Origin of the sequence: Pontibacter arcticus (assembly GCF_003284895.1) — a bacterium.
GTDB lineage: Bacteria > Bacteroidota > Bacteroidia > Cytophagales > Hymenobacteraceae > Pontibacter > Pontibacter arcticus.
Genome location: NZ_QMDV01000006.1, coordinates 66,793 through 89,353, shown reverse-complemented (window position 1 = coordinate 89,353; position 22,561 = coordinate 66,793). Strand labels below are relative to the sequence as shown.

18 protein-coding genes are annotated in these 22,561 nt (G+C 42.1%); 11 read left to right on the top strand and 7 right to left on the bottom strand.

From position 1 onward, the window contains the following. Positions 1-14: 14 nt before the first annotated feature. Positions 15-401 carry a Fic/DOC family N-terminal domain-containing protein gene (locus tag DP923_RS16280; protein ID WP_112306890.1) on the bottom strand — a complete coding sequence of 129 codons (387 nt, stop codon included), beginning with the start codon at positions 399-401 and terminating at the stop codon, positions 15-17. Positions 402-955: 554 nt separating this feature from the next. Between DP923_RS16280 and DP923_RS16275 the strand changes: the two genes are divergently transcribed. Together DP923_RS16275 and DP923_RS16270 are read left to right on the top strand one after the other, a co-directional pair. Then, the gene (locus DP923_RS16275) at positions 956-1,867 is read left to right on the top strand and encodes a HamA C-terminal domain-containing protein (RefSeq protein ID WP_165838216.1); all 912 of its coding nucleotides are present in this window, start codon (positions 956-958) and stop codon (positions 1,865-1,867) included. Between the two features lie 42 nt (positions 1,868-1,909). Beyond that, positions 1,910-4,435 carry a DEAD/DEAH box helicase gene (locus DP923_RS16270; RefSeq protein ID WP_165838215.1) on the top strand — a complete coding sequence of 842 codons (2,526 nt, stop codon included), beginning with the start codon at positions 1,910-1,912 and terminating at the stop codon, positions 4,433-4,435. Positions 4,436-4,592: 157 nt separating this feature from the next. Here DP923_RS16270 and DP923_RS16265 read toward each other — a convergent pair whose 3' ends face one another. Further along, the gene (locus DP923_RS16265) at positions 4,593-5,603 is read right to left on the bottom strand and encodes a helix-turn-helix transcriptional regulator (protein ID WP_112306887.1); all 1,011 of its coding nucleotides are present in this window, start codon (positions 5,601-5,603) and stop codon (positions 4,593-4,595) included. A gap of 421 nt (positions 5,604-6,024) precedes the next feature. Here DP923_RS16265 and DP923_RS16260 point away from each other — a divergent pair, with 421 nt between their 5' ends. From DP923_RS16260 to DP923_RS16240, 5 genes are all read left to right on the top strand, one after another. Then, positions 6,025-7,242 carry a reverse transcriptase domain-containing protein gene (locus tag DP923_RS16260; RefSeq protein WP_112306946.1) on the top strand — a complete coding sequence of 406 codons (1,218 nt, stop codon included), beginning with the start codon at positions 6,025-6,027 and terminating at the stop codon, positions 7,240-7,242. Next, positions 7,214-9,823, top strand: a complete 2,610-nt coding sequence (locus tag DP923_RS16255; RefSeq protein WP_112306886.1) for a sacsin N-terminal ATP-binding-like domain-containing protein — start codon at positions 7,214-7,216, stop codon at positions 9,821-9,823. The genes DP923_RS16260 and DP923_RS16255 overlap by 29 nt, the downstream gene beginning before the upstream one ends. A gap of 14 nt (positions 9,824-9,837) precedes the next feature. Then, on the top strand, positions 9,838-10,662 hold the full coding sequence (locus DP923_RS16250) for a hypothetical protein (RefSeq protein ID WP_112306885.1): 825 nt from the start codon (positions 9,838-9,840) through the stop codon (positions 10,660-10,662). A 62-nt stretch (positions 10,663-10,724) separates the two neighbouring features. Further along, positions 10,725-12,971 carry an ATP-dependent DNA helicase gene (locus DP923_RS16245; RefSeq protein ID WP_112306884.1) on the top strand — a complete coding sequence of 749 codons (2,247 nt, stop codon included), beginning with the start codon at positions 10,725-10,727 and terminating at the stop codon, positions 12,969-12,971. Next, positions 12,961-14,475 (top strand): tetratricopeptide repeat protein, encoded by a 1,515-nt coding sequence (locus DP923_RS16240; protein WP_112306883.1) that lies wholly within the window; start codon positions 12,961-12,963, stop codon positions 14,473-14,475. Before DP923_RS16245 ends, DP923_RS16240 begins: the two co-directional genes overlap by 11 nt. 325 nt (positions 14,476-14,800) lie before the next feature. Here DP923_RS16240 and DP923_RS16235 read toward each other — a convergent pair whose 3' ends face one another. Together DP923_RS16235 and istA are read right to left on the bottom strand one after the other, a co-directional pair. Beyond that, positions 14,801-15,649: an ATP-binding protein gene (locus DP923_RS16235; RefSeq protein WP_112306945.1), complete on the bottom strand. Its 849-nt coding sequence runs from the start codon at positions 15,647-15,649 to the stop codon at positions 14,801-14,803. Positions 15,650-15,677: 28 nt separating this feature from the next. Then, a complete protein-coding gene (gene istA, locus DP923_RS16230; RefSeq protein ID WP_239021071.1) occupies positions 15,678-17,222 on the bottom strand; it encodes an IS21 family transposase in 1,545 nt (514 codons plus the stop codon). A 247-nt stretch (positions 17,223-17,469) separates the two neighbouring features. Between istA and DP923_RS16225 the strand changes: the two genes are divergently transcribed. The 4 genes from DP923_RS16225 to DP923_RS16210 all read left to right on the top strand — a co-directional run bounded on the left by DP923_RS16225 (position 17,470) and on the right by DP923_RS16210 (position 19,908). Then, positions 17,470-17,826 carry a LexA family protein gene (locus DP923_RS16225; protein ID WP_239021070.1) on the top strand — a complete coding sequence of 119 codons (357 nt, stop codon included), beginning with the start codon at positions 17,470-17,472 and terminating at the stop codon, positions 17,824-17,826. Next, a complete protein-coding gene (locus tag DP923_RS16220) occupies positions 17,823-19,091 on the top strand; it encodes a Y-family DNA polymerase (protein WP_112306943.1) in 1,269 nt (422 codons plus the stop codon). Before DP923_RS16225 ends, DP923_RS16220 begins: the two co-directional genes overlap by 4 nt. A gap of 77 nt (positions 19,092-19,168) precedes the next feature. Continuing rightward, positions 19,169-19,498: a hypothetical protein gene (locus DP923_RS16215; RefSeq protein ID WP_125047769.1), complete on the top strand. Its 330-nt coding sequence runs from the start codon at positions 19,169-19,171 to the stop codon at positions 19,496-19,498. Positions 19,499-19,545: 47 nt separating this feature from the next. After that, positions 19,546-19,908, top strand: coding sequence for a hypothetical protein (locus tag DP923_RS16210; protein ID WP_112306941.1), 363 nt, complete (start codon positions 19,546-19,548; stop codon positions 19,906-19,908). A 110-nt stretch (positions 19,909-20,018) separates the two neighbouring features. Here the strand turns inward: DP923_RS16210 and DP923_RS16205 are convergent, their stop codons facing one another. From DP923_RS16205 to DP923_RS16195, 3 genes are all read right to left on the bottom strand, one after another. Beyond that, a complete protein-coding gene (locus DP923_RS16205; RefSeq protein ID WP_112306940.1) occupies positions 20,019-20,462 on the bottom strand; it encodes a beta-barrel fold lipoprotein in 444 nt (147 codons plus the stop codon). Positions 20,463-20,597: 135 nt separating this feature from the next. Continuing rightward, positions 20,598-21,692, bottom strand: a complete 1,095-nt coding sequence (locus DP923_RS16200) for a DUF3991 domain-containing protein (RefSeq protein WP_112306939.1) — start codon at positions 21,690-21,692, stop codon at positions 20,598-20,600. A 7-nt stretch (positions 21,693-21,699) separates the two neighbouring features. After that, entirely contained in the window at positions 21,700-22,332 is a 633-nt protein-coding gene (locus DP923_RS16195) for a DUF4099 domain-containing protein (protein WP_112306938.1), read from the bottom strand. Positions 22,333-22,561: the final 229 nt, after the last annotated feature.

Genomic DNA, 22,561 nt, shown 5'->3' with positions numbered 1-22,561 from the left:
TGGCTACGGCCGCTCTAACGCCTCCTGCCGGCGGCGACATCTGCAACGTGTCCCTGATAGAGGATATGGCTTAAGCTTAGAATTTTATTTTTGCGCACTGCCTCAAAGCCTTCACGTAGAGCAGTGGCATAGTTCTGCACCTCCTTAGTAGCGGTACTGTAGGCATAGCCTGCCTGCAGTTCGGCTTTAAAGAGTTCATCCTGTGTGGTGATCATGTTCTCAATGGCTGTACTGTCCCGCGCTTCCTGTAGAGTAAGCGTGCTGATTAGTATCTGTTCGTTGGGAATAGTCGCGGTGCCCCCCTTCAGCTCGGCCAGATAGCGATGTGCTGTTGTTGCCTGCTTTACTACAGCTTTTGTCTCTACTTCAATGGGAACAGGTAAATCAGTTGGCTTCCACATGACTAAGTTGAGAAAACAATGTTCTTAAATAAGGGCGAATTACTTTTAACTTTATATACTTTTTGCTCGTGGCAAGTGCAAAATATTATAATAAGGAAAATATTTAGAATCAAATATAGAATTTCAGGTTCGATAAGCTTATAAACAATAACCAATAATTTAAAGATGCATTATCTAAACTAGCAAAACTTATCAAGTCCTATAGTTGAAAGACAAATTCATATTTAACAGTACAAGTATAGCTATGAAATCATATATTGCTCTATTAACACTTAGTGCAAGTGTTGTTGAGAGTAACACTTGGATTGTTAATGTGCACTGAAGTACTTGCCACAAATATGAAGAAGATCGTAGGAAAATCTAAATTCCTATTTTTAAATACAATGCAATAGAGAACATGAGCTTAGTGAGTTTTGAATTCAACATTCATAAACTCAAGGCAAAATAACAAATAACTTAAGCTATTATGGGTGATGATGAGAAAACTCATGCCCCTGGAATATTTACTTCTAAGATCTTTCATTCAGTCTGTTTCTAAATTCACCTTTCTAAATATGCCAATAAAAGAAGATACTATTCACGGATTGTTAGCAAGCACAAAGGCTCTTCTTAATAAGATGTATTTTATTGAAGATTCATTTGATCTGGGAGTTAACAATCGATGTATTGGAACTTGCATTAATTATAGTGACCTATTAGAAATGCAGGATGAGTTTATTGAAGAGCTTGTAGCTACAGTGCTGAGGTACGTTTATTCTAAGAGAAAACAAAATCAGATGAAAGCTCATCTGATTAATAACGAAGAAAGAGATGAAGACAATGCTTTCAGCATTCTACAAGCAAGAGCTAAAAGTAAGTTCAGAAAAGCTGATGTTAAAGGTCAAATCTCCGAGCTCCTAATTTACAACCTACTTCAACATCACTTCAAAGCTGTACCAATCTTAAGAAAAATGCCTCTTACCACCAATCCTGAGCTTGAAAGAAATGGAGCAGATGCAATACACCTAGGCGTTGAAGGTGGTAAAGTAAAAATCTACATTGGTGAATGTAAAACGTCAGATAGGGAAACCGGTGCTTTTAATTATGCTCTTACCGAGTCTATCAAGGATGTAATCTTACATTACAAGAGCCATAGAAACGAAATGAATTTGTATGTATATGAAGACTTTATCCCAGAAGAACTAGAAGACTTCGTTCAAAAATATTTAAATGGAGATATTACTGATGTTCAAGTCAATCTTGTATGTATGGTATCTTATGGAAATAAGGATACCATAACAGGCAATAGTAGAGAAGAGAAACTTGAAGATACTATTGAAAAGGTAAGGAATGCCGTACGTAGTATCAACCGTGACATTCTCCATAAAAAAATTGATTCTGCTCTCAAACCAAGAATTCATGTTTTAATCTTTCCCATAAATGAAATGAATTCATTACTTGAAAAATTTTCAAAAAAAATAGGCTAAATGGTATTGACTGAAAATGAAGTTCGGTTGATCAATCGAATCTTGACACATGACCTTGAGGCTTTCGCAGCAAAACTTAAGCTAATCAATAAAGAAATACCACAACTAGAAGAAAAGCTCGCGGTCCAACTTCTGAACCTTGCAGAAAGACTTTCTAGAAGAGCTATTGGTGATCAAGAAAGAAATATATGTTTAACTATTTGTGGGTTGGTATGGGAGCACAAAAATAAGGCTTGGGATAACTTACCTTCATTTCTTATGCAGGTACTTTCTAGACTTGGTTTAATTCCATCTGCTAGAATGGTTGATCTTAATTATAATATAGAAAATCAAGAATTTAGTAACCTTGGAAGTCTTATTGCACAATTTGCATTTGAATCAAAGCTACTAGAATGTGAAACACAGGTAATAGATGATTACTTTATTACACTCTCAACTTTTCAGAAGAGAATGTGGGACTTAATTGATCAAAAGAATAGAATCGGAATCTCAGCTCCCACTTCAGCCGGAAAATCATATGTATTAGCTAACAAAATTGTTCACCACCTCCATTTGCATGGTGGTAGCTGCATCTATGTTGTCCCAACGATTACTCTGATCAATCAAGTTAGCTCTGATTTAAGGAGGCTTATTAATGAACTAGAGTTAAACATTAATGTAGGGCAAACTTATTCTGAAAAGCATATTAGTAAGCAAAGTTCTAATATCTTAGTTCTTACCCAAGAAAGAGCACTCTCTGCAATAAGTCAAGGAGAAGATTTTTTTAAAAATTTAGAGCTTTTAATTATAGATGAAATACAAAATATTGAAAGGGTAGCAAACGAAGACAATGACAGATCAAGGGATCTTTATAATTTAATCAGAGAGTTTGAAGATAATCTAACTCCCAAAAAAATTGTTGTAGCTGGTCCTAGAATAAAAAACATTGACGAAGTAGTAACAGAACTCTTTGGCAAAGAGGCCCAATCGATAAATAATGATTTACCTCCAGTCCTTAATCTGTCATATTCATTCATATATCAATCTGGCAAAGTACTCTTTCGACAGTATTCAACAATATCAAAAAAACCTAAATCAATAATTGTTGATAATTTCCCTGTTAATCCTTTAAAATTCTTTAATAGTGTTCGATATAATGACTCTTCATTTACATTATTGAACTCTATACTAAATAATCTTGATCCAAACGAAGGGAACATAGTTTTTGCTCCTACAAAAGCATCTGCAAATAGTATTGCAAAAAATATTAATGGAGAGGCAAAACTAACAAAAGAGCTAAATTCATTAATTGAGTACGTCTCTAATAGTATTAGTCCCAACTATTCATTGGTTAGCTGTCTAAAAGGCTCAACCTGCTATCACCATGCTAATGTTCCAGGTTTCTTAAGAACTGTAATTGAAAAAGCTTTTTCAAAAAACATTATCAAAAATATAGTTTGCACCACAACGCTTATGCAGGGTGTTAACCTACCAGCTAAGAATATAATTGCTAGGAATCAAAGTTTAACAACACAATCACGAACTGGCGCTAAACTAACCCCTTATGAGTTCGCAAATTTAAGGGGACGTGCAGGTAGATTGATGAAAGACTTTGTTGGTAGAGCCATTGTGCTTGATGAAAACTCTTATGAAGCCTCCCAAGAAGGAGATGCAGTTCAAACAACTCTCTTTGAATATCCTGAAAAAAAGTTATCTTCTGGATATGGAGAAAGATTTATTGAAAGCAAAGAAGAAATTAAGCAGGCACTTTTAGCCGGCTCAAAGCCAGCCGATGAAAATTCATTTAACGACTTAACTACGCATATCAGGCATATGGTTCTCAGATATGGAGACAAAGTATTTTATATGTTAGAAAAGACCGGAATAACAATTTCATCCCCTGAATTTGACATTGTCAACACTCAATTAAGAGACCTTGCTATTCCTGCACATATTCTTATTAAAAATCCTCATTGGGATCCTCTCGTTTTAAATGATTTATTCCTTAAAATCTCTTCAAGTAACTTCAAACTTCCATCTTCACCTTTTGCTCATGACTTTGTAGATAGCTTAACTGAAGTACTTGAATTAGTAAAAGCTACCACTCCTTATTATTATAACAAATATACCAAGATTAGAAGCGACAAGGTTTTAAGAAAATGTTTGATTATTGCTCAAGATTGGGGCAAAGAAATTCCTATACGTACAATACTTTCATGGAAGGGAGAGCCTTCAGATGAAGATATTGACCATACACTTGACTTGTTAAATACTGAAATAACTTATCGACTTCCTAAGCTGCTGCACCCTACTTTTTCGATGCTAGAACAGGAGAACCCCTTGTTATCATTTATGGAACATGGAGCATATAAGCCCGAAACACGGAGACTAATTGAGTTTGGTATATCTAGGGAATTGGCAATTAAAATATCTTCTTTGCTAAAGATAGAAGGAGCACCAACCCAGAATAGTGAACTTTCAGATTGGTTTGTTAAGAGTGAGCTCGTTAGGATTTATGAAACTAATGCTTTAAACCATTGGGAGAACATTCAAATTGAGCCCCACATTGAAGGTGTTTTTTATCCCTAGATTTACTGATAATGGAAACAAAACGCTAAATTAGAACTGATTGTATTAAGGATGAATAGTCCAATTCGGTATTTTGCTTGAGAGCTCCTGCAAGATCATCTTTACGCCCCATTTAACATAAGGTAAATTATAAGACGACAAATATATAGCATTATTTTTAGCAATAAAGGTCTAATGCAGCTTTCAAGTTATCTGCGGTTTCATTTTTCAGCCACTCAGGGCTTACTACCTTTACGTCTTTGCCATAAGAAAGGATAAGGCGCTTAAACTCAAAGTTAATTACTAGATCTAGCTTCACCTCTAACAACTCAGGATCCAGCCATTTAGTGTGTTGCGATCCATGGATAGGCTTATTCACCACATACATTCCGGCCCTGCCTCTTAAATGCAGCACCACAGGCTCAGTAGTAGCTCCGACAGGTTTCGTTACGCCGATCATTTCATCAAAGTACTCAAACCAATCAATTTCTGTGTTGGGATGATACTTTCCGTCAGTCTCAGTGATGCCTACAATCCTATCAAGTGCGAGATTCCAGTTATAGAGTCCCTCATCAGGATTATAGCCGAACAAGAACCACCTATTGTTATACTGCTTCAGGTAATAAGGATGTAAGATAACATCATAAGGTGCATTATTCTCAAATGGCTGGTAACTCACACACAGCACCTTTTTATAGAAAATCGCATTATGCAGTTCCCCTAAATACTCAATACCTTTTAAATATTGGTTACTGTCAAAGTCAATGATTACTTCTTCTTGATCAGTTGTAATGCCTTGACTTAATTTAGGCAGTATTTCGTGCACAAATTCAAACTGCGGCATACCCTTAAATTGCGCCAAGATGGCCATGGCGCTACGTAGTTGATTTATTTCTACTTCATTTAAGGGCGAGTTGTCTATCGAGAAAGAGGGATTTGCATACCTATAGTATACCCTTTTGTTATCCCTGTGCTTTACTAAGTCTATACTCCATCCCTCTCCGCTTTCCATGAAGGCAACATCCTGAAAAATCTGCCTGCGGCTTATCCCCTTAGATTCTGGGTCAATCTCTAGGAGGACCTTGTTACATTCATCAATGAGATCCTGTATAAAATAGCGTCTGCCAGTATTACGGAAACATTTATCCAGCACTTTGTAACGGATCAATGCATTTTTATTAATAGCCATAGACTTCTGCTTTGAGTGCAGTTCGACTGCACAGGTACCTGTTCTCTTTGTGATGTAAATGTTTTACAAACCATCTGCAAAATAAAAATAAGACATTACATTTGTGCAGTTGTACTGCACAGTTTCATTGTTACTTTACAACATGTTCTTTGAATGCCTGCTCTAAGATTTTGATTTATGCCAGCTGTCGCGTAGGAGCAATCCTACGTGAAAATCGGCTGGTACCCTGTAGCAATATGGGGTGAAAGTTAGAATCGTCATTGTATCAGTCTGCATTGACATTTACTAGCTTTTTGAGTCCACTTATCATGACTTATATTTTATATTTATTATATAGGATTTATAAGCTGTTTTAAGTAGATTGTTAAATCATAAACAAAGAAAATACGAGCAGGCATTCAGGGGCATTTTAGCCAATCAGATGAAATTAGCAGAGGAAAAAAGCCAGCACATCCTTACAGCATTTAGCAACTTAAAATCCAAGGAAGATTTTCTTGAACTTTTAAATTACACAAAAATCATCATCTATGGTGACAAAGCTATTCCTTTCACGCTGAAGCAGGTTAATTACTATAGCAATCCCAGAATAAACATAGAACGTTACGCTGCTTTTACAATCAAAAAAAAATCTGGTGCTACAAGAGTTATCCACGCTCCGACAAAGGGATTGAAGGCTATTCAAAAATGCCTGAACCTAATCCTGCAAATTGTTTATGAACAGCACCAACATAAAGCAGCGACAGGCTTTATACCCTCTAAGTCTATTGTAGATAACGCTCTGCTCCATGTAAGAAGCATTTATGTTTACAATATCGATTTAAAGGACTTTTTCCCTAGTATTGATCAGGCAAGAATATGGGGCAGGTTAAAATTCCCTCCTTTCAATCTTAATGACAAAACCGGTAGGCTTGAAATTGCCAACATAATAGCTTCCTTATGCTGCCACGAGATGGAGGTTGAACGCATCAAACCAGATGGATCATGGCAAAAAGAGAAAAGAAATGTACTTCCACAGGGCGCTCCCACCTCTCCTACCTTAACTAACATAATTTGCCAGCAATTGGATTTCTACTTGACCGCTGTTGCCAAACGCTTCAACTTAAAGTACAGCCGTTATGCTGATGACATCACCTTTAGTTCGCATCACAATGTGTACCAAGAAGGAAGTATATTCTTGCATGAGCTACACCGGATTATAGCGGCCCAAAATTTTCATATAAAGCCTAGTAAGACCCGCCTGCAAAAGCAGGGGTATCGCCAGGAAGTAACAGGCATAGTGGTTAATGAGGATGTGAATGTACCCAAGCGGTTTGTAAAACAGCTGCGCATGTGGCTTTATTACTGGGAACAGTATGGGTATGAAAGAGCTTATACTTACTTTTTACAGCAATATAGTGCAGATAAAGGTCATACCAAGAAGGGAAGGCCTGACATGGCCAATGTCATTCTGGGCAAACTTAAATACCTTAAGATGGTAAGAGGTGCGGATAATCATATGTACCAAAAGCTGGCATATCGATTTGAGCAGCTTTCTAAAGAGAATTTAAATCAAGAGGACAGGCCTGCTCATTTAAATAAGGTACTAAGTATTCTAATTCATAAAGGATTAGATGAAGCAATGGATTTTTACAAAAGATAAACGACTTATGTCCACAGATTTTACTCAGCCGACTATCAAAGACCTAGTTCTGCAGAACCAAGAGGCAATAGCTATAAAGGCTATTTCTGAAAAAATCTATACTCTAATGCAAAACATTAGAAATGGGAGTTCTGATTCTGACTATCAGAGACGCTGGGTATGGGAACTGCTTCAAAACGCTATGGACACAACCAATAGCGAGAGGGATACAGTTGTTGAAATAGAAATTAACAAAGAAGCCTCCACCCTATCATTTAGGCACAATGGTAACCCATTTATGGTTGACAACATTACTTACTTAGTCAATCAACAATCATCAAAGCCTAGGAAGATCAGTGTGCATGAAAAGACAAGAACCATTGGGAAGTTCGGAACAGGTTTTATTACGACCCACCTACTTTCCGAAAGGGTAACATTGAAGAGTACCGTTAAAGCAGGTTCAAGTGGTCATAAAGAGTTCGAATTATTGTTAGACCGTTCTGGCAACAGTGAACAGGAACTCTATGACGGTGTAAAAGCAGCCATGAATGTTTTACTAACATTGGACACACTTCCTGATGTTACTGATTATAACCCGAATAAAACTAACACTGAATTTACCTATCACTTAGATGATAGTGGTACTGCAGTAGCCGAAGTAGGTATCAATGACCTCCGAGTATGTTTGCCTTACACCATGGCTTTTGTTAGAACAATAGCCAAAGTTTCTATCAATGAAGATTTAATCTTTAGCTATGCAGGAGCTATAGAACTAGATGAAGGCATATACCTTCATCAGATTCGTGTTTCTGATAGCGATACACAGAAGCAAATCCTTACCATTGAGAGCAATGAGAAAGATGCTACCATTGCGTTTGAGGTTGCCAAAGACGGTAATAAGATACAATTTATCGCCCCAGCTGAAGAATGCCCTAAGCTATTTTGTAATTACCCGTTTATTGGAACAGAAGAGTTCAACACTCCAGGAATTCTTAACAGCTCTAGCTTTAATATTTATCAGGAGAGAAGAAATGGTATCATTTTGAAAGATGCCGACACCCCTGAAATACACGAAAACAAGGAACTACTTAAAGAGTGTAATATCCTCTTTCTTAAACTCTTAAATTTCATTGACCAAAGCAATTACCAATTTCAGGACACTTTTGTATTAGCAGACTTTCAGCAACCTAAAGATTATGAATGGTTATCGAAAAAATGGTATGATACTGAAATCCTGAAGCCGGCTCATAATGCCTTGCTCAATGCTAATATTGTTGAGATAGAAAGAAACGGACTCGTTGAGAGAACCCCGATTATCAAAGATAAAGCTTATGTAGATTTCCCATACCATAAAGATGCAGAAGTAAGAGAGGCTATCTATGATCTTTGCAATGTTAATCAGTATTTTATTTTACCTTTAAAAGAGAACATTCATCATTGGCACAAGATAAACTGGTGGGAAGAGAAATACGACCTTAGTATAAAAAATCTTGTTAACTGGTTTTCTGCTTGCGGCCATATCAACAGTGTTCAAAAAACTCTTGGTCTCACAGAAGATAAGCTACAATATTGGCTTGACAGATTCTATACTCTAATTAATCGGGAGGAGAGCATCATTAATCTCGTTAACCAGAATAAACTCAAAATATATCCTAACCAAAACGGGGATCTATGTACTAAAAACGCCGTCTTCCTCGATGAAGGAGATATTGATCCGGAGTTGAAAGATATTTTACTTGCATTAGGGTATAATTGCAGAGCCTTCCTATTAGAAGAGAGCTTATTAATTCAAGGCGCTATTGCAATCGATAGAGAGAAGCTAATTGGAGCTAAATTCATTGCACAACAGATAAGAGAAAAGGTTGCAAAATTCAATGCAGATAAAGTAAAAGGGACATTTCTTTCTTCCGAGACTAAGGATGCCTTTAGAAGGCTGTTCACGTGGTTTGTTGAGAATCCTACTCAAGCCAGCGATCTGTTCGAAGACCTCTATCAGAATAAAGAACACAGATTATGTGACGAGAAGGATATCGCTATGTCGATGGAGCTTAGCATGAAAGCAACTAGTTTACTGGAGAAATATGGGGTTTCTAATTTTGAGGAGCTTGAGAAGATGATATCCCCAAAGATTAAGAAAGAGTCCTCGCCACTAAATCCAGACCACTTATTAATTAGTTTGGGAATTACCTCTGCAGAGGACTTAGAAAGGGCCAAACAGGAAAATGCAAATAATAAACCAATTTTAGAAGCTTTACAGCATATATCCGCTGCAGATATAGAGCGGTTTAAAAAGGTGATGGCGATCATAAAGAGAGCAGTTACAAACGTACAAAATCACTTGCAGTCACTTCAAGATTATGACTGTACTAACTGGAGCCAAGATAGCCTTACAACAGTGAGCGGTATAATGAAGAGTGGAAAGGAAATTAATTTAGTTATTCGACCAGCGGACGGAGGTCAGATTATCATTTTCTATCCGGAGGAGGTTCAAGCATTAGAAAAAGCAAACACCGAGCTTTGGTATGATGATGAAAAAGAACAAAATATTTACTCTTTTGGCAGGTTCCTTAAAAGGACTAAAGTAAATAAGTTACCGGTGTAAAGAGTAAATGACTTATGGCTACCAATAAAGATCAGCTACTTCAACTTATTGAATTTGTACAGGAGATTTCTTCTCAACCAGGGAATGAATGGTTTAAAGGTAAACTGATAGAAACTTTAATAGGAAACGCTACTCCCAATAACAACATAGAAAAAGAGGTTATTGCGGCTTTAAGCACGAACATTGAAAGTATTCATAAATATTTACTATTAGACGTTGTACCAATCATAGACTATTCAGCAGTAGAGGACGATATAATAAGGAACCAGTTATACCGTGACTGCTTAGAAATGCTTAAGTACAGATTAGGTAAAATCAATAACCACATTAATTTTGATGAGTTCTGTCGCTACGCACATTTACAAGCTGAAGAATTGATAAATTATTTTTTTTACATGAAAGTAGATGGCGATATAAGCCAAATCACTAAATTAATTAGCATTAATAAGGCTAAACCTGAGCCTCCTGAGCACTTAAGTCATATTGCATATTACACCAAATTGAATGCCTTTGCCAAGCTTAGTAAAATAGATAGTAAAACTAAAAGCACGCTTATCTTTATTAACAACCTACGGAACGAGATGAGTCATAGAAATTCGTTACAAATAGATAATGAAGATCAAATATTATGTGATTTCGAAATGAATAAATTATCTGGCTATGTAAATTTTTCATCCTTATCCCCAGCACAAACTGAATTATATAACAAGGGTAAATTTATTATAAATAAACGCTTACAAGATTACGATTCCATATATGATGCTTTGAGAGTACTGAAGGATAAAGTAGTTGCACTTCTAATTGATCAAAAGCTAAGCAAGAATGCTCAAGTTATCTAGCTAACAAGTATGCACCTCCACAGCACACTTGCTCCGCACTTTTGTTTTGTAATTAATAGAATATGAGCATTTTCCACCACTTCCAGCACCTTACACTTAGCAACGACCAGAGAACAGCCTTAGAGAAAATCAAAGATTTTCTTGATAGCGACACCCAAGTATTCATGCTGAAGGGCTATGCCGGCAGTGGAAAAACAACCATTCTAAAAGGTTTGGTGGAGTACCTCGGCGCAGAGAAGAAAAACTTCGCCTTAATGGCACCAACAGGTAGAGCAGCAAAAGTTATCCGGGAGAAAACTGGCCAGGAAGCCTTTACCATACACAAAAGCATTTACAGCTACGATGAACTGGAAGAGGTACAAGTGAAGGATGAAGACGGTGGACAGTCATTCCGCTACTTCTTTAAAATCAGAAACAACACAGATGTTGCTAATAAGGTCTTCATTGTAGATGAGGCCTCCATGGTGTCAGACGCCAAGAGTGAAGGAGAATTCTTCCGTTTTGGCACAGATCACCTGTTGTCTGACCTAATGACCTACACAGGTGTGGCCTCTAGAACTATCGGTGCAAAGGTTATTTTTGTAGGCGATCCCTGCCAGCTGCCTCCTGTTGGCGACAATAGCTCAAAGGCATTTGACGATGTCTATCTGAAAGATAAATTCAGGGTAAGCATTGATGGTGCTGAAATGAAGGAGGTAAAGCGACAGGGTGGCGATAGTGGTATCCTGAGAGCGGCAACCAAAATCCGCCAAAGCATCTCTTCTCAATTCTTCAATGATTTTAACCTGCAGGAAAACGGATCAGACATCCTTAACCCTACCTATGAGACGTTCCTGAGAACCTACTTCAGCACAGGTAATCCAAAAATTATTATTGTCAGCAAAAACAAGACTTGCTTAAAACTGAACCAGCAGATTAGGAAACACCGGTTTGGCAGCGAAGACTTACCCATACAGCAGGGTGATATTGTAATACTGGGTGCGAATAACTATCGTAAAAGCGTGTTTAACGGGGAATTCGCAGTCGTAAACCAGGTTAGTCCAACTCCTGTTAGCCGTGACCTCACCTTCTACCCTAGCAACAAAAACACAAAGTACCACAAAAGCCCCAAGGGTACCATAACTGTTACGCTCGCCTGGCGGCACGTCGAACTGATTTTTCCTGACGCGGAAAGCTCTAATAAAAATGTTTCGGGCATGGTGCTGGAAAATTTCCTGTACGGAGATAACTACCTTACGCCAGAGGAAACACAGGCACTGTACGTTGACTTCAAGAACCGGAATGCTGGCTTAAAGCCCAAAACCGACGAATTTAAAGAAGCTATTTTAAACGATGAATACTTCAACTGCCTTAAAGTAAAGTATGGTTATGCCGTTACCTGCCACAAAGCACAGGGCGGTGAATGGGATTACGTATTTACTGTATGGGACCACGATAATAGAGAGAACTTTAATTGCTATAGAGATCCTCAGATCAGGGCAGGCAAGTCTAATGAGCAGTTTTACCGCTGGGCTTATACTGCTATTACCCGCGCTTCCAGGAAGCTGTTCGCTGTTAACCCACCTAAGTTTAGTTCATACTCGACCATGGCTATCATGGGATTACCAGCTGTTTCTGCATTGCAGGAGTTAACGAATACCCCGGTAGCAGCAGAAGAAGAGATTGTTCTTGATGGAAGTATGTTGGCTAAACTCCAGCAGTTTAATCTTACCGATCAGCCGTTGCAGGTTCAGGACCACTTCCTGAAAGTGGATCATATTCTTGCTAAATACTTCATTAAGCTGACAGGGTGGCAAAGGAAAAATCTGGAAGTCTTCTACTTATGTGAAAGAGAAGGCAAAACCTGCGGTTTAAAAACATGGGTGAACCAACAACTCCTCTTCAACGGAAAGTATCAAAAACTGCCTGCCTATACCAACGATGAGTCTTTTTATAGTGAGGTAGAAGGTATACTGAAAGTCCTTCCCCCTATCACTGTAAAACGAAATAGTTCCGAGACAATTCTAAAGCGTCTTGAATTTGAATTTGAACTGGAAGAAACGTACCCATTTGTACGCATCCTATTTGAGGACATCGAATCGCTTTTGAAGCCAACCTCTGTTCAAGTAGAACAGATAGAGCATCTGCAATACAAGGAGCGCTATACTTTTAAACGCCAAACAGAAAAGGCAGTGCTTGATTTTGAGTACAATGCCGCCGGCTTTTTCGGCAGAGTAGTTCCCTTACAGAACCGCATCAACAGCCAGCGTCTGCTTCAGGAGATTACCACACTACTGCAATCACTAAAACAAGAGCAACATGCCTGCTAAAGAAATAAAAGAGTTACGCCAAACCGGAAGATTAGAAGAAGCTCATGCCATGGCTAAGGCTGAGTTAGAGGCTGAGCCTGATAATCTATGGGCAAAGCGCAACTTGAGTTGGGTACTGTATAGTCAACTGGACAAGGCTGCCAATAACCTCGACCAATTTCTGGCAAAACTAGAGGAGCTGGAAACACTGGAGCTGCCAGAAAGCGAGGAAATGCTGTATGACAATCTCTCAATTGTGATTGCTAAGGCTGTCCGCCAAATAACCGGGCAACAAAATGTAAATATGAGTAGCTTGGATGCGCTGTTTTCAAAAGTAAGTACACTTCCACTGGTAAAACCTTCCAAATGGTACTCTTCTCTATTCCAGGCATTCCATAAGGGCTACAAGGATACTGACAGATACATTGCTTTTGCTGACTGGTGGGGACTGGAAAACTTCAGAGAAGAAGACTATCAGAAGGAGAAGATGCCTGATGGCAAAGAGATGATGGCAATTGCTGAACAGGCGTATATTGCCTACTCCAAACAACTCTTACCAAAGCATACTATGTTTGGAGAGGTGATCTTTGACAAAGAGAAGGTAGAGGTATTCATGCCCAAACTGGATCAGGTAGTGGAGAGCTATCCAAACTATGTCTACCCTGCTTACTATAAGGCTAAATTACTGCTAGCCTTAGGAGATGAAGAAAACCTGCTTTCTGCTATTCTTCCCTTTGCTAAAAAGAAAAGGAATGACTTTTGGGTGTGGGATGTATTAAGCGAAGCCTTCAAAGACGATGAGGAGAAGGTCCTAGCATGCTACTGCCGTGCTCTGACATGCAATAGCCCCGAAGAAATGCTTGTGAGTCTCCGTCAGAAAATGGCTACCATCTTTATTAATAAAGAGCTTCATAATGAAGCCAGAACCGAGATAGAGAAGATCGTGGCTGCGAGAACTGCGAAAGGCTGGTCTGTTCCTAGTGTACTTACTGGCTGGCAGAATACCGAGTGGTACAAACGAGCTACGATAAAGAAGTCGAACTACGACTTCTACAAGAGGTATGTTGATGTTGCAAACAGCTTACTGTATAGTGATGTTGAGGAAGAAAGCGTGCTTGTATCTTTCGTCAACTCAGATAAAAAGATGCTGAATTTCATAGCCTCCGAGGACAAGCAGGGCTTCTTTAAATATGAACGTCTTTTAGACAAGGTATATGTTGGAGACATCCTAAAAGTACGTTTCCAGGGTGGAAGCAAAGACGGGCTGCACAAAGTACTCACTGCCTCAAAAGGCACTAATGAGAGTCTAAAAAAGAAGTTCTGCAAAAAAGTGGAGGGAGAGGTAAGAATATCAGAGGGTAAGGAGTTTGGCTTTGTAGGAGATGCATTCCTTCACCCTACAGTTGTGAGTAAAAATAAGCTTGCTTCCGGCATGATTATAAAAGGACACGCAATGAAAACCTTCGATTCTAAAAAGGGACAGTGGAGCTGGAAGTTAGTTAATATTGATAAAGATATAGCTTGATAAAAGCTACGTTTCAGCACCTTTAATTACTAATATATTTAGTAATTAATTTTAATTATCGGAATAAAAATCCTAAAGTTGCGTACTAGCTAATAATATTAGTAATTATGCAACATGAATAGAGATTTACTATCACCCTCAGAAAGGATAAGCTTTATTCTGCTTGGCTATGACACTGAAACAAAGTTACCCCTCTTCGGGGCACGTGTCCCGGCGGGCTTTCCCAGTCCGGCAGATAGATATTCCGGTGATGCTGACCCCCAATCCGGTGATACTGACCCCCACGAGATAGGTTTTGTTTTTAGCGTCCGATGGACTGACAATTTTACTGCTTTTTTCTCAGACTTTCACCTCTTAGCTCGATTCTGTAGGAGGAGTGTACCAGGCGGTCGAGAATGGCGTCGGCTATGGTTTCTTCTCCAATCACATCATACCAGCTGGCCACGGGCAGCTGACTGGCAATAATGGTAGAGGCTTTGGCATGGCGGTCTTCGATGATCTCCATCAAATCCAGGCGCTGTTGCTGTTCCAGGCGCGTCAGGCCAAAGTCGTCGAGTAGCAAGAGGTCTGTTTTGGATAGCCGCTCCAGGAACTTGTAAATGGTGCCGGCATGGCGGTCTTCGATGATCTCCATCAAATCCAGGCGCTGTTGCTGTTCCAGGCGCGTCAGGCCAAAGTCGTCGAGTAGCAAGAGGTCTGTTTTGGATAGCCGCTCCAGGAACTTGTAAATGGTGCCGTCCAGGCGGGCCATCTTGGTGCGCAGTAACAGTTTCTGCACGTTGTAGTAGGCTACTTTGTAGCCCTGGGCGCAGGCCTGGTGCCCCAGCGCCGAAGCCAGAAAACTCTTGCCGCAGCCGGTGGCCCCGCTGATGAGTACTGATTCTGCTTTCACCAGGTACTCCCCGGTGGCAAGGCCCAGGATCAGCCCCTTATCCAATCCCCGCGATGCTTCCAGTTGCAGCTCCTCTACCGAGGCCTGGTAGCGGAAGCGGGCATTCTTCTTTAGCTGCTCAAAACGTCTGTTGGCCCGGTCTTCTTCTTCGGCCTGTAAGAGCAGCGCCAATCCTTCGCTTAAGCTCAGCTCGTGGCTTTTACGGGTTTCCTGCAGTGCCTGCCAGCTGCGGTTCATGCCATACAGGCGAAGGCGGGTGAGTTGTGATTCAATCTGCATCATGTTAGTAAGGGTTTAGAGGGTATAGTTATTAAAAGGTACTGGTTGTCTGGGCGTAATAATCCCTGCCCCGGATGTTTTGATGCACCGGCAAAGGTGTATCCTGTTTTGGCTCTTCTATATGGCTGGCCATCTTGTTTTCCAGCACGTTGCGCACAAAGCGGTAGGAGTAGCTCTGGCACTCGATGGCCAGGCGGCAGGCGCTGTCAAAATCCGCTGGAGCCGTTTTCTTCTGCAGACTTAACAGGCCGTCACAGGCGCGGTATACCTGTTCCGGGTGACGCCCCTGCTTGAAGAACAGCTCCATGAGCTGGCAGAGTACCAATGACCTGGCTTCTGCTTTGCTGAGGTAATACGCCGGGCTACGCTCCAGGTAATGCTGGTGGTGCGAACACAAGTGTTCTTTGCTGGTGCTATAGCCACTTGGCTGGTAGCTTCTTACGTGCGCGGCTATCTGCTCTCCCTTGCTGTAGACATGGACCAGGGAACGGGTGTAGATGACTTTTACTTTGGTGCCGATGTAGGTGTAGGGAACGCTGTAGTAGTGCTTATCCTGGGCAAGGTATACATGATTATTCTGCGCCACCTTTAACTCCCGGTAATGCTTGATCTCGAATGCCTGCCGGGGTAAGGGCGAGAGCAGGTGCTTCTCGGCAGAGAGAAAACGCTCCTGCCGGCTCCAGGGCTTTTGCTGCATCCGGGTCTGGTTATGCTCCTTCACCTTCTCTTTGATAGCCTGGTTGAGCGATGCCAGATCAAAGAACTGCCGGTGGCGCAGGCGGGCATAGACGCGGGTGTAGATAAGTTTTACCTGGTTCTCCACCAGTGCCTTATCCTTTGGCTTTCGGGCCCGGGCCGGAATGACGGTGGTCTGGTAGTGATTGGCGAAGTCTTCCATGGCCCGGTTGATGTCGGGCTCGTAGCGGCTGGCTTTGGTGACAGCCGCCTTCAGGTTATCCGGCACGAGTACCTGCGGCACACCTCCCAGCTGCTGCAGACAGCAACCCAGGGCATAAAGGAAGTCGGAGATACACTGGCTCCGGACAGCCAGGGCAAAACTGTAATCAGAGTAAGGCAGACAGGCCGTGAAGATATGGCAGTAGATCACCTCTCCTGTGGTGACATCGGTATAGGAGAGCTTCTTTCCGGCAAAGTCGACAAAGAGCTTCTCTGCCGGCTGGTGATGCAGCACCATCGAGGGCTTGCGGGCCAGCAGGTGCTGGGAGAGGTGGAAGCAGAACTGGGTGTAGCTGTAGCCCTGTGGTTGCTGCTGGCGGTATTCCTGCCAGAGCAGCAGGCGGTTGACACCCACCAGTTTGAGCTGCTGGGTATAGTAGTCCAGGCGACTTTTCAGGTACTCGAACCGCTCGTCTTTGTAGGCGGGATTGCCGGCATGGTAGCGGGCTTCCAGCACCGGATCTTCCAGGGCCAGCAGCACAGGAATGTTTTCCGACAGAGCAGCGGTGCGGGCCAGGTAGGCCTTGACCGTGTTCTTGCTGATGGCAAGGCTGCGGGCAATAAACTTGATGCCCTTTCCCTGCTGGTGGAGTTGGAGAAGTTGTTTTATCTGGCTCATAGGTTTTGGTTTTCCGGCCATCGGTGCGCTCTCTTTTGGTGATACTCACCAAAGAACCAAAACCTATTCAATAAAATAGCAGAAGGGGCAAATGCGCCGGAACTTACACTGGGGGGCAGCTTGCTCCGGAACATATATTACCTTTTACTGCTATCACAGGGGTCAGCATCCGCCGGAATGTCACAAGTTGCTTTATTGAGCAACAGCTAAATCCGACTGCAATTGAGTACCGGTAGGTGGGGTCAACATGGTCCGGATTATCCAGGCAGAAGAGCACATTGAGGATAGAATTAGTCTATCATCTTATTTAAATGGACATCCAGACGCTACGTTCTACGTTCAGCTAGAAGGGGATTCTATGATAGACTACAACCTGCTGGAAGGCGATCTGCTCGTCGTAGACCGTTCACTGCACGTGCGCAGCGGCGACATCGTGCTGGCCAATGTCAACAGCGAATATACGGTAAAGAAGCTGGAGATAACAGAAACTGGAGTCCGGCTTCTCCCTGGTAATAAAAAGTACAACCCTGTAGAGATCACGGAGGATTTGGAGTTTTTGGTCTGGGGCGTAGTGCGGGGTGTAGCCAGGAGGATACGTCAATGACTAGTTTGTTTGCCCTTGTAGACTGCAATAACTTTTACTGCTCTGTGATGCGCGTCTTTCACCCTGAGCTAAACAATGTGCCTGTGGTAGTGCTTTCTAACAACGATGGCTCGATCATCGCTAGAAGCAATGAGGCCAAAGCACTGGGCCTGCAGATGGGGCAGCCCTTTTTCGAAGCCAAGCCAACTATAGACAAATATAATGTAGTCTACTTTAGCTCTAACTACACGCTTATAGGTGACATGTCTGCCAGGGTGCACAGTACCTTGGCCCGCTTCACTCCCAATGTGGAGATTTATTCCATTGACGAGGCTTTTTTGGACCTAGGTGGCTTTAAAGGAATAGTTATACCGGATTATGCACGCACCATCCGGAACACCGTTAAAAAGTGGACAGGCATACCCGTCAGTATAGGTGTCGCGCCCACGAAAACCCTGGCGAAGCTTGCGAACCGGATTGCCAAAAAGTCTGAGAAGGCCAATGGTGTGCTGGTGCTGACGGAAGCTAAGCATTTGGAGGCGGCACTAAAAAGAACCGACGTCGGTGACGTATGGGGCATTGGCTCCCGCTATGCCACAAAACTCCATAGCTTCGGCATAAACAATGCCTGGCAGCTAGCCAATGTCACGGATGCTTTTGCTAAAAAACATTTAACGGTGGTGGGGCTGCGGCTGGTGAAAGAGTTGCGTGGGGAGCCATGTGCTGACTTAGAGATCGAGCCTCCGGCAAAAAAAGGGATCTGCTCCTCTCGCTCATTCGGGAAGCCGGTCACAACGCTCGACGACCTAAAGGAAGCAGTGGCTGTCTACGCCTCCCGGTGCGCCTACAAGCTACGGCAGCAAAAAAGCGCCTGTCGCGTGGTAACCGTGTTCATTCATACTAATCCATTTCGGGAACAGGAGCCGCAATACTACAACACCAAAACCATCAACCTGCCCGTTTCTTCCTCCTCCACTATAGAATTAGTTCAGTACGCTACCATGGCACTGGAACACATCTACCGGGACGGGTTTGCCTACAAGAAAGCCGGCGTGTACATCACGGAGATTGGACCGGCAGACGGCGCACAGATGAATATCTTTGACAGGGTGGATCGGAGTAAGCATGCAAGCCTCATGCTCACATTGGATCAACTTAACAAGTCTATGGGAAAGGGCACGGTAAAGGTAGCCGCTGAGGGGGTGAGCCATATTTGGGAGCCTAAAGCTGAATTCTCTCCTCCATGCTATACCACAAGAATAGAAGATGTCCTGAAAGTGCGATAACGCTCCAGCAAAGGATAGCTATCTTGTATATCAAATTAGATGTGCTAAATTCGATAATGGTTAAACTTGAAAAGTACATGAGATTTAAAGAGGCAATAAAATTTATAGAAGGGAATAAAGACAAAGCAGCAGTCGCAGTGAATAAAGAACAGATGGAAATTTTCATTCTTGATGTCTTTGTAGATGATCTTGAGTCTGATACTAGTGTTGAGGATATCCCTGTGTCTGTTTCTTACGAGCAAGATTTAGGGCCTGGTGCTGGTTCAGAAGACTTCTATGAAATCTCAGAATGTCTGGAGGAGCATCCTCATGTAGAAGCCTTAAAATTCTTTGTCGTTGACAAAGAGCTTGCCGATAGTATCCGAGGGCATGAGTTTTGGTATCAGCTTGAGGCGCTGGGGCTTTAGTAGTAACTTGAAGAGGGTGGATCTAACTAACAAAGGAAGGAAACTATATGATCAAGATGAAACATCCGGTAGAAGAGTGTAATGTCAGTCAGGAAAAATTTCTGGCCACCTGCCCCATCGAGAAGCGCCGCTTTCACGAGCTGATGTTTACGGTGGGTAATATTTCTTATCGTTACCATCACGAGGCCAAGGACTACACTCCTAATAGGAATGATTATCAGGAATGGCTTGAGGGTCTGCCCGATAAGGTGCGCAAAGGAATGGAAGAACAAGGTTTCGAGAATTGTAAAAGCATACTATCATTCACACGCTATGTAATGGAGAAAAATGATGTAGGAATGGAGGAGTATATTCGCCTTCATATGGACCCGCAGGACTATGAAGAGTACCTAAAAATAGCGAAAGGCTAGGTGTAAATAAGTTAAAGATGCCTTCCTTATTTGATGTTGGCGCTGAAGTTCGCTTTATGGCTAACATCTTTCATCTGCTAGAGCATTAAAGGGATACCTAAAATCTTACCTTAGTCATTGGCCTTATAATTCAAATATTCATTTTTCTCTCCTGAAGCCTCATTGTAATTGAAGGACTTCTCATCAATCTGCTTGCCGTTCTTGTAAATAACAAAGCGCATCTGCATGGAAGCAGGACCTTCCTCTACTGCACTAAATTCATTGGCAGCATGAATGGTAAGTTCCCTTACATTATCCGCTTCAAAAGAATAGGACGTCTCCGAAAGGTTCCCATCAAATAACACAGGCGGCATAGCTTCGCTAGTACCCCTCACTTTGAAATCGCCACCTCCGATGGTGATAATCTTAATGAACTTCTCAAAATCTCCAGACTGGCTGTAATCAACCCGATAGGTAGCAGTATCAGGCAGGACAGGGTCCTCGCCTTCGTCATCACAACCAGCAAAAAATAGAACTGTACATAACAGAAGGGAGAAGAGAGATAGCTTTTTCATAGCCTAAAAATTAAATGGTTTATAGTTAGGTGAAAAATATTTTCTACATAGACTTAATTAACCGAAACAGCCATGCGAAACACAGAAACTGCATTTCATCTCCTACAGTCTTTGACTGCTATACTAGATCCCAGCTCATAACTTCACTTTCATAGGGATACGGTTCTCCTGGTCATTTTTGGGATGTATAATGTCGTTATAGTCTTTATGGCCAAGGGGCTTGTGCACCTGAAGTCCGGAACGAATACCGGAGTTCTTCTCAAAGGCAAAAAGGCTCAGCTTGTCTACGGGAATATCAAACTTTTTCTCATCCAAGTTGAAGGTGATACTGTCGGCATTCTTTGTAAAGGTGTAAGGCTTACCTGCTATCGCCGTGGCCAGATAGATATCATAGATCTTTCCCTGGTAATCATTATCGAAAATGGTATGCTTTTGGGCATGCGGCCATGCCTTCAGGGAAAGCTCCACCTGCATTCTCGACATTCCCCCTCCAAACGAGACGAACACTGAGTTGCTGAAGTCCCGCTTATCCTTCTCCAGCTGATAGAAGCTCATGGCATCTATAGGGTTCTCAGCAAAGTAGACATGGCGTGTAAGAACCGGATTCTGCGCAAAGTCGGCTACCCAGACACCGTGCTTGCGGTCGCTGCCCGCTGCCACGCCCTTAAAGCCATAATTGCGCAGGTCGTAGCCTATCGTTTCGCTACTAGTTGGCCTTTGCAGTGGGAAAGCGATATTGGTATAGGCATTATCCTTCTCTGCGTCCCGCACCAGCTTAATGTAAGGCAGGAACAGCTGCACCGTCTCGCTAGAGAGACCTCGTTCCTTGATCAGGTAATGCAGCTTAAAAACAGAGGCCTCCGATTCGACAAACCTGCTTTTATCAAAGGGCTTTGCTTCCGTAACATTGTAGATTGGAGCTTTGGGTTGAGAGGCATAGGCATACTTAGATAGCACCCTATTGATACCGTCGATCTCATTGCGAAAGCTTCCCTGGAAGCGATGCAGCCGGTTGGCCACAAAATCTATCACCGACCCCTTGTCGTTGCTTCCATCCCGGTTGAAGTACATCTGCCGGGAGCTGTCGCCTGGGTTGTTGATAATGATTCTGTCTCCGTCAGGGTGCTTGAACTCAGGGCTCTTTCTGCCCTTCAAGGGGTCAAATACATAACCGAGCGACTCGGCGACCTGAATAATCGATACCTGCTCTCTGTATTCCTGAAAGGTCATAGGCAAGTTAACGTTTGATAGACACAACAGGGGTTTCCTTCACTGCCAAGGTGTGGCTTTCTTTTACTGAGATCTGTCCCTCCACTATCTTTAGTCCTTTAGGTTCATTCAGATCCAGGCGGGCCGAGATCAGCTGATCCTTTGCTTTGGAATAAAGCTCCAGGGTGCCGCCTTGCCGCAGGTGCTCTTTCTGATCAGTACTCAACACGATATCCCTGATAGCGCTAGGCACTTGGATATCCCGCACCCTCACCCTTAGAATCTCGTTAGTCTCCTTATCCAGCTGGAAAACATACAACTCTTTCTCCCCATTAAGCGATTTAAACGGCTTTACCAGCAGCTCCCCGTTTTGCAGTTTCTCCAACTCCTGCTTACTGGCGCCAATCTCGTTCTGTATCTCCCTCCGTATGGGATGAATCAGCAGTGAAAGGGTGTTGTCTGGATTCATCTTCAGACTCAATTTAGCATCCACGGTAAGAGGCTCCAGACTGGTGTCCTTGATAGTAAAGGTATTCAGGCTCGTGCGCCTGCCCGTCAGCAGGCTGACCAAATCGTCAGACTTCATGGAGAGCACGTCTTTCTTGTTCATCCCCAGGCGCTCGAACTGACCGTAAGGCAGGTTTTTTATATCGAAGTTCATAGTTTAATCAAATCATGGATACGCTTGTTTAAATCTACGTTAAAAGCAAGCTTAAAGTATAAAATACTACATAATTATTAAATATTTATACATTTTTTATATAAAAAATTTAATAATATACACAAAATGAGAGAATTGCTATTGCTTTTACTGCTCAAGCTTGATACTAACTCAACCAAGCCTCAGCCTAACACTTAGGAAGTATCTCATAATTTGCTAGGTGATAAGC

Excerpts from the sequence above, each read along its gene's own strand:
- DP923_RS16280 (WP_112306890.1), bottom strand. The coding sequence starts at position 401 with ATGTGGAAGCCAACTGATTTACCTGTTCCCATTGAAGTAGAGACAAAA.
- DP923_RS16275 (WP_165838216.1), top strand. The coding sequence starts at position 956 with ATGCCAATAAAAGAAGATACTATTCACGGATTGTTAGCAAGCACAAAG.
- DP923_RS16265 (WP_112306887.1), bottom strand. The coding sequence starts at position 5,603 with ATGGCTATTAATAAAAATGCATTGATCCGTTACAAAGTGCTGGATAAA.
- DP923_RS16260 (WP_112306946.1), top strand. The coding sequence starts at position 6,025 with ATGAAATTAGCAGAGGAAAAAAGCCAGCACATCCTTACAGCATTTAGC.
- DP923_RS16255 (WP_112306886.1), top strand. The coding sequence starts at position 7,214 with ATGAAGCAATGGATTTTTACAAAAGATAAACGACTTATGTCCACAGAT.
- DP923_RS16250 (WP_112306885.1), top strand. The coding sequence starts at position 9,838 with ATGGCTACCAATAAAGATCAGCTACTTCAACTTATTGAATTTGTACAG.
- DP923_RS16245 (WP_112306884.1), top strand. The coding sequence starts at position 10,725 with ATGAGCATTTTCCACCACTTCCAGCACCTTACACTTAGCAACGACCAG.
- DP923_RS16240 (WP_112306883.1), top strand. The coding sequence starts at position 12,961 with ATGCCTGCTAAAGAAATAAAAGAGTTACGCCAAACCGGAAGATTAGAA.
- DP923_RS16235 (WP_112306945.1), bottom strand. The coding sequence starts at position 15,649 with ATGATGCAGATTGAATCACAACTCACCCGCCTTCGCCTGTATGGCATG.
- istA (WP_239021071.1), bottom strand. The coding sequence starts at position 17,222 with ATGAGCCAGATAAAACAACTTCTCCAACTCCACCAGCAGGGAAAGGGC.
- DP923_RS16225 (WP_239021070.1), top strand. The coding sequence starts at position 17,470 with ATGGTCCGGATTATCCAGGCAGAAGAGCACATTGAGGATAGAATTAGT.
- DP923_RS16220 (WP_112306943.1), top strand. The coding sequence starts at position 17,823 with ATGACTAGTTTGTTTGCCCTTGTAGACTGCAATAACTTTTACTGCTCT.
- DP923_RS16215 (WP_125047769.1), top strand. The coding sequence starts at position 19,169 with ATGAGATTTAAAGAGGCAATAAAATTTATAGAAGGGAATAAAGACAAA.
- DP923_RS16210 (WP_112306941.1), top strand. The coding sequence starts at position 19,546 with ATGATCAAGATGAAACATCCGGTAGAAGAGTGTAATGTCAGTCAGGAA.
- DP923_RS16205 (WP_112306940.1), bottom strand. The coding sequence starts at position 20,462 with ATGAAAAAGCTATCTCTCTTCTCCCTTCTGTTATGTACAGTTCTATTT.
- DP923_RS16200 (WP_112306939.1), bottom strand. The coding sequence starts at position 21,692 with ATGACCTTTCAGGAATACAGAGAGCAGGTATCGATTATTCAGGTCGCC.
- DP923_RS16195 (WP_112306938.1), bottom strand. The coding sequence starts at position 22,332 with ATGAACTTCGATATAAAAAACCTGCCTTACGGTCAGTTCGAGCGCCTG.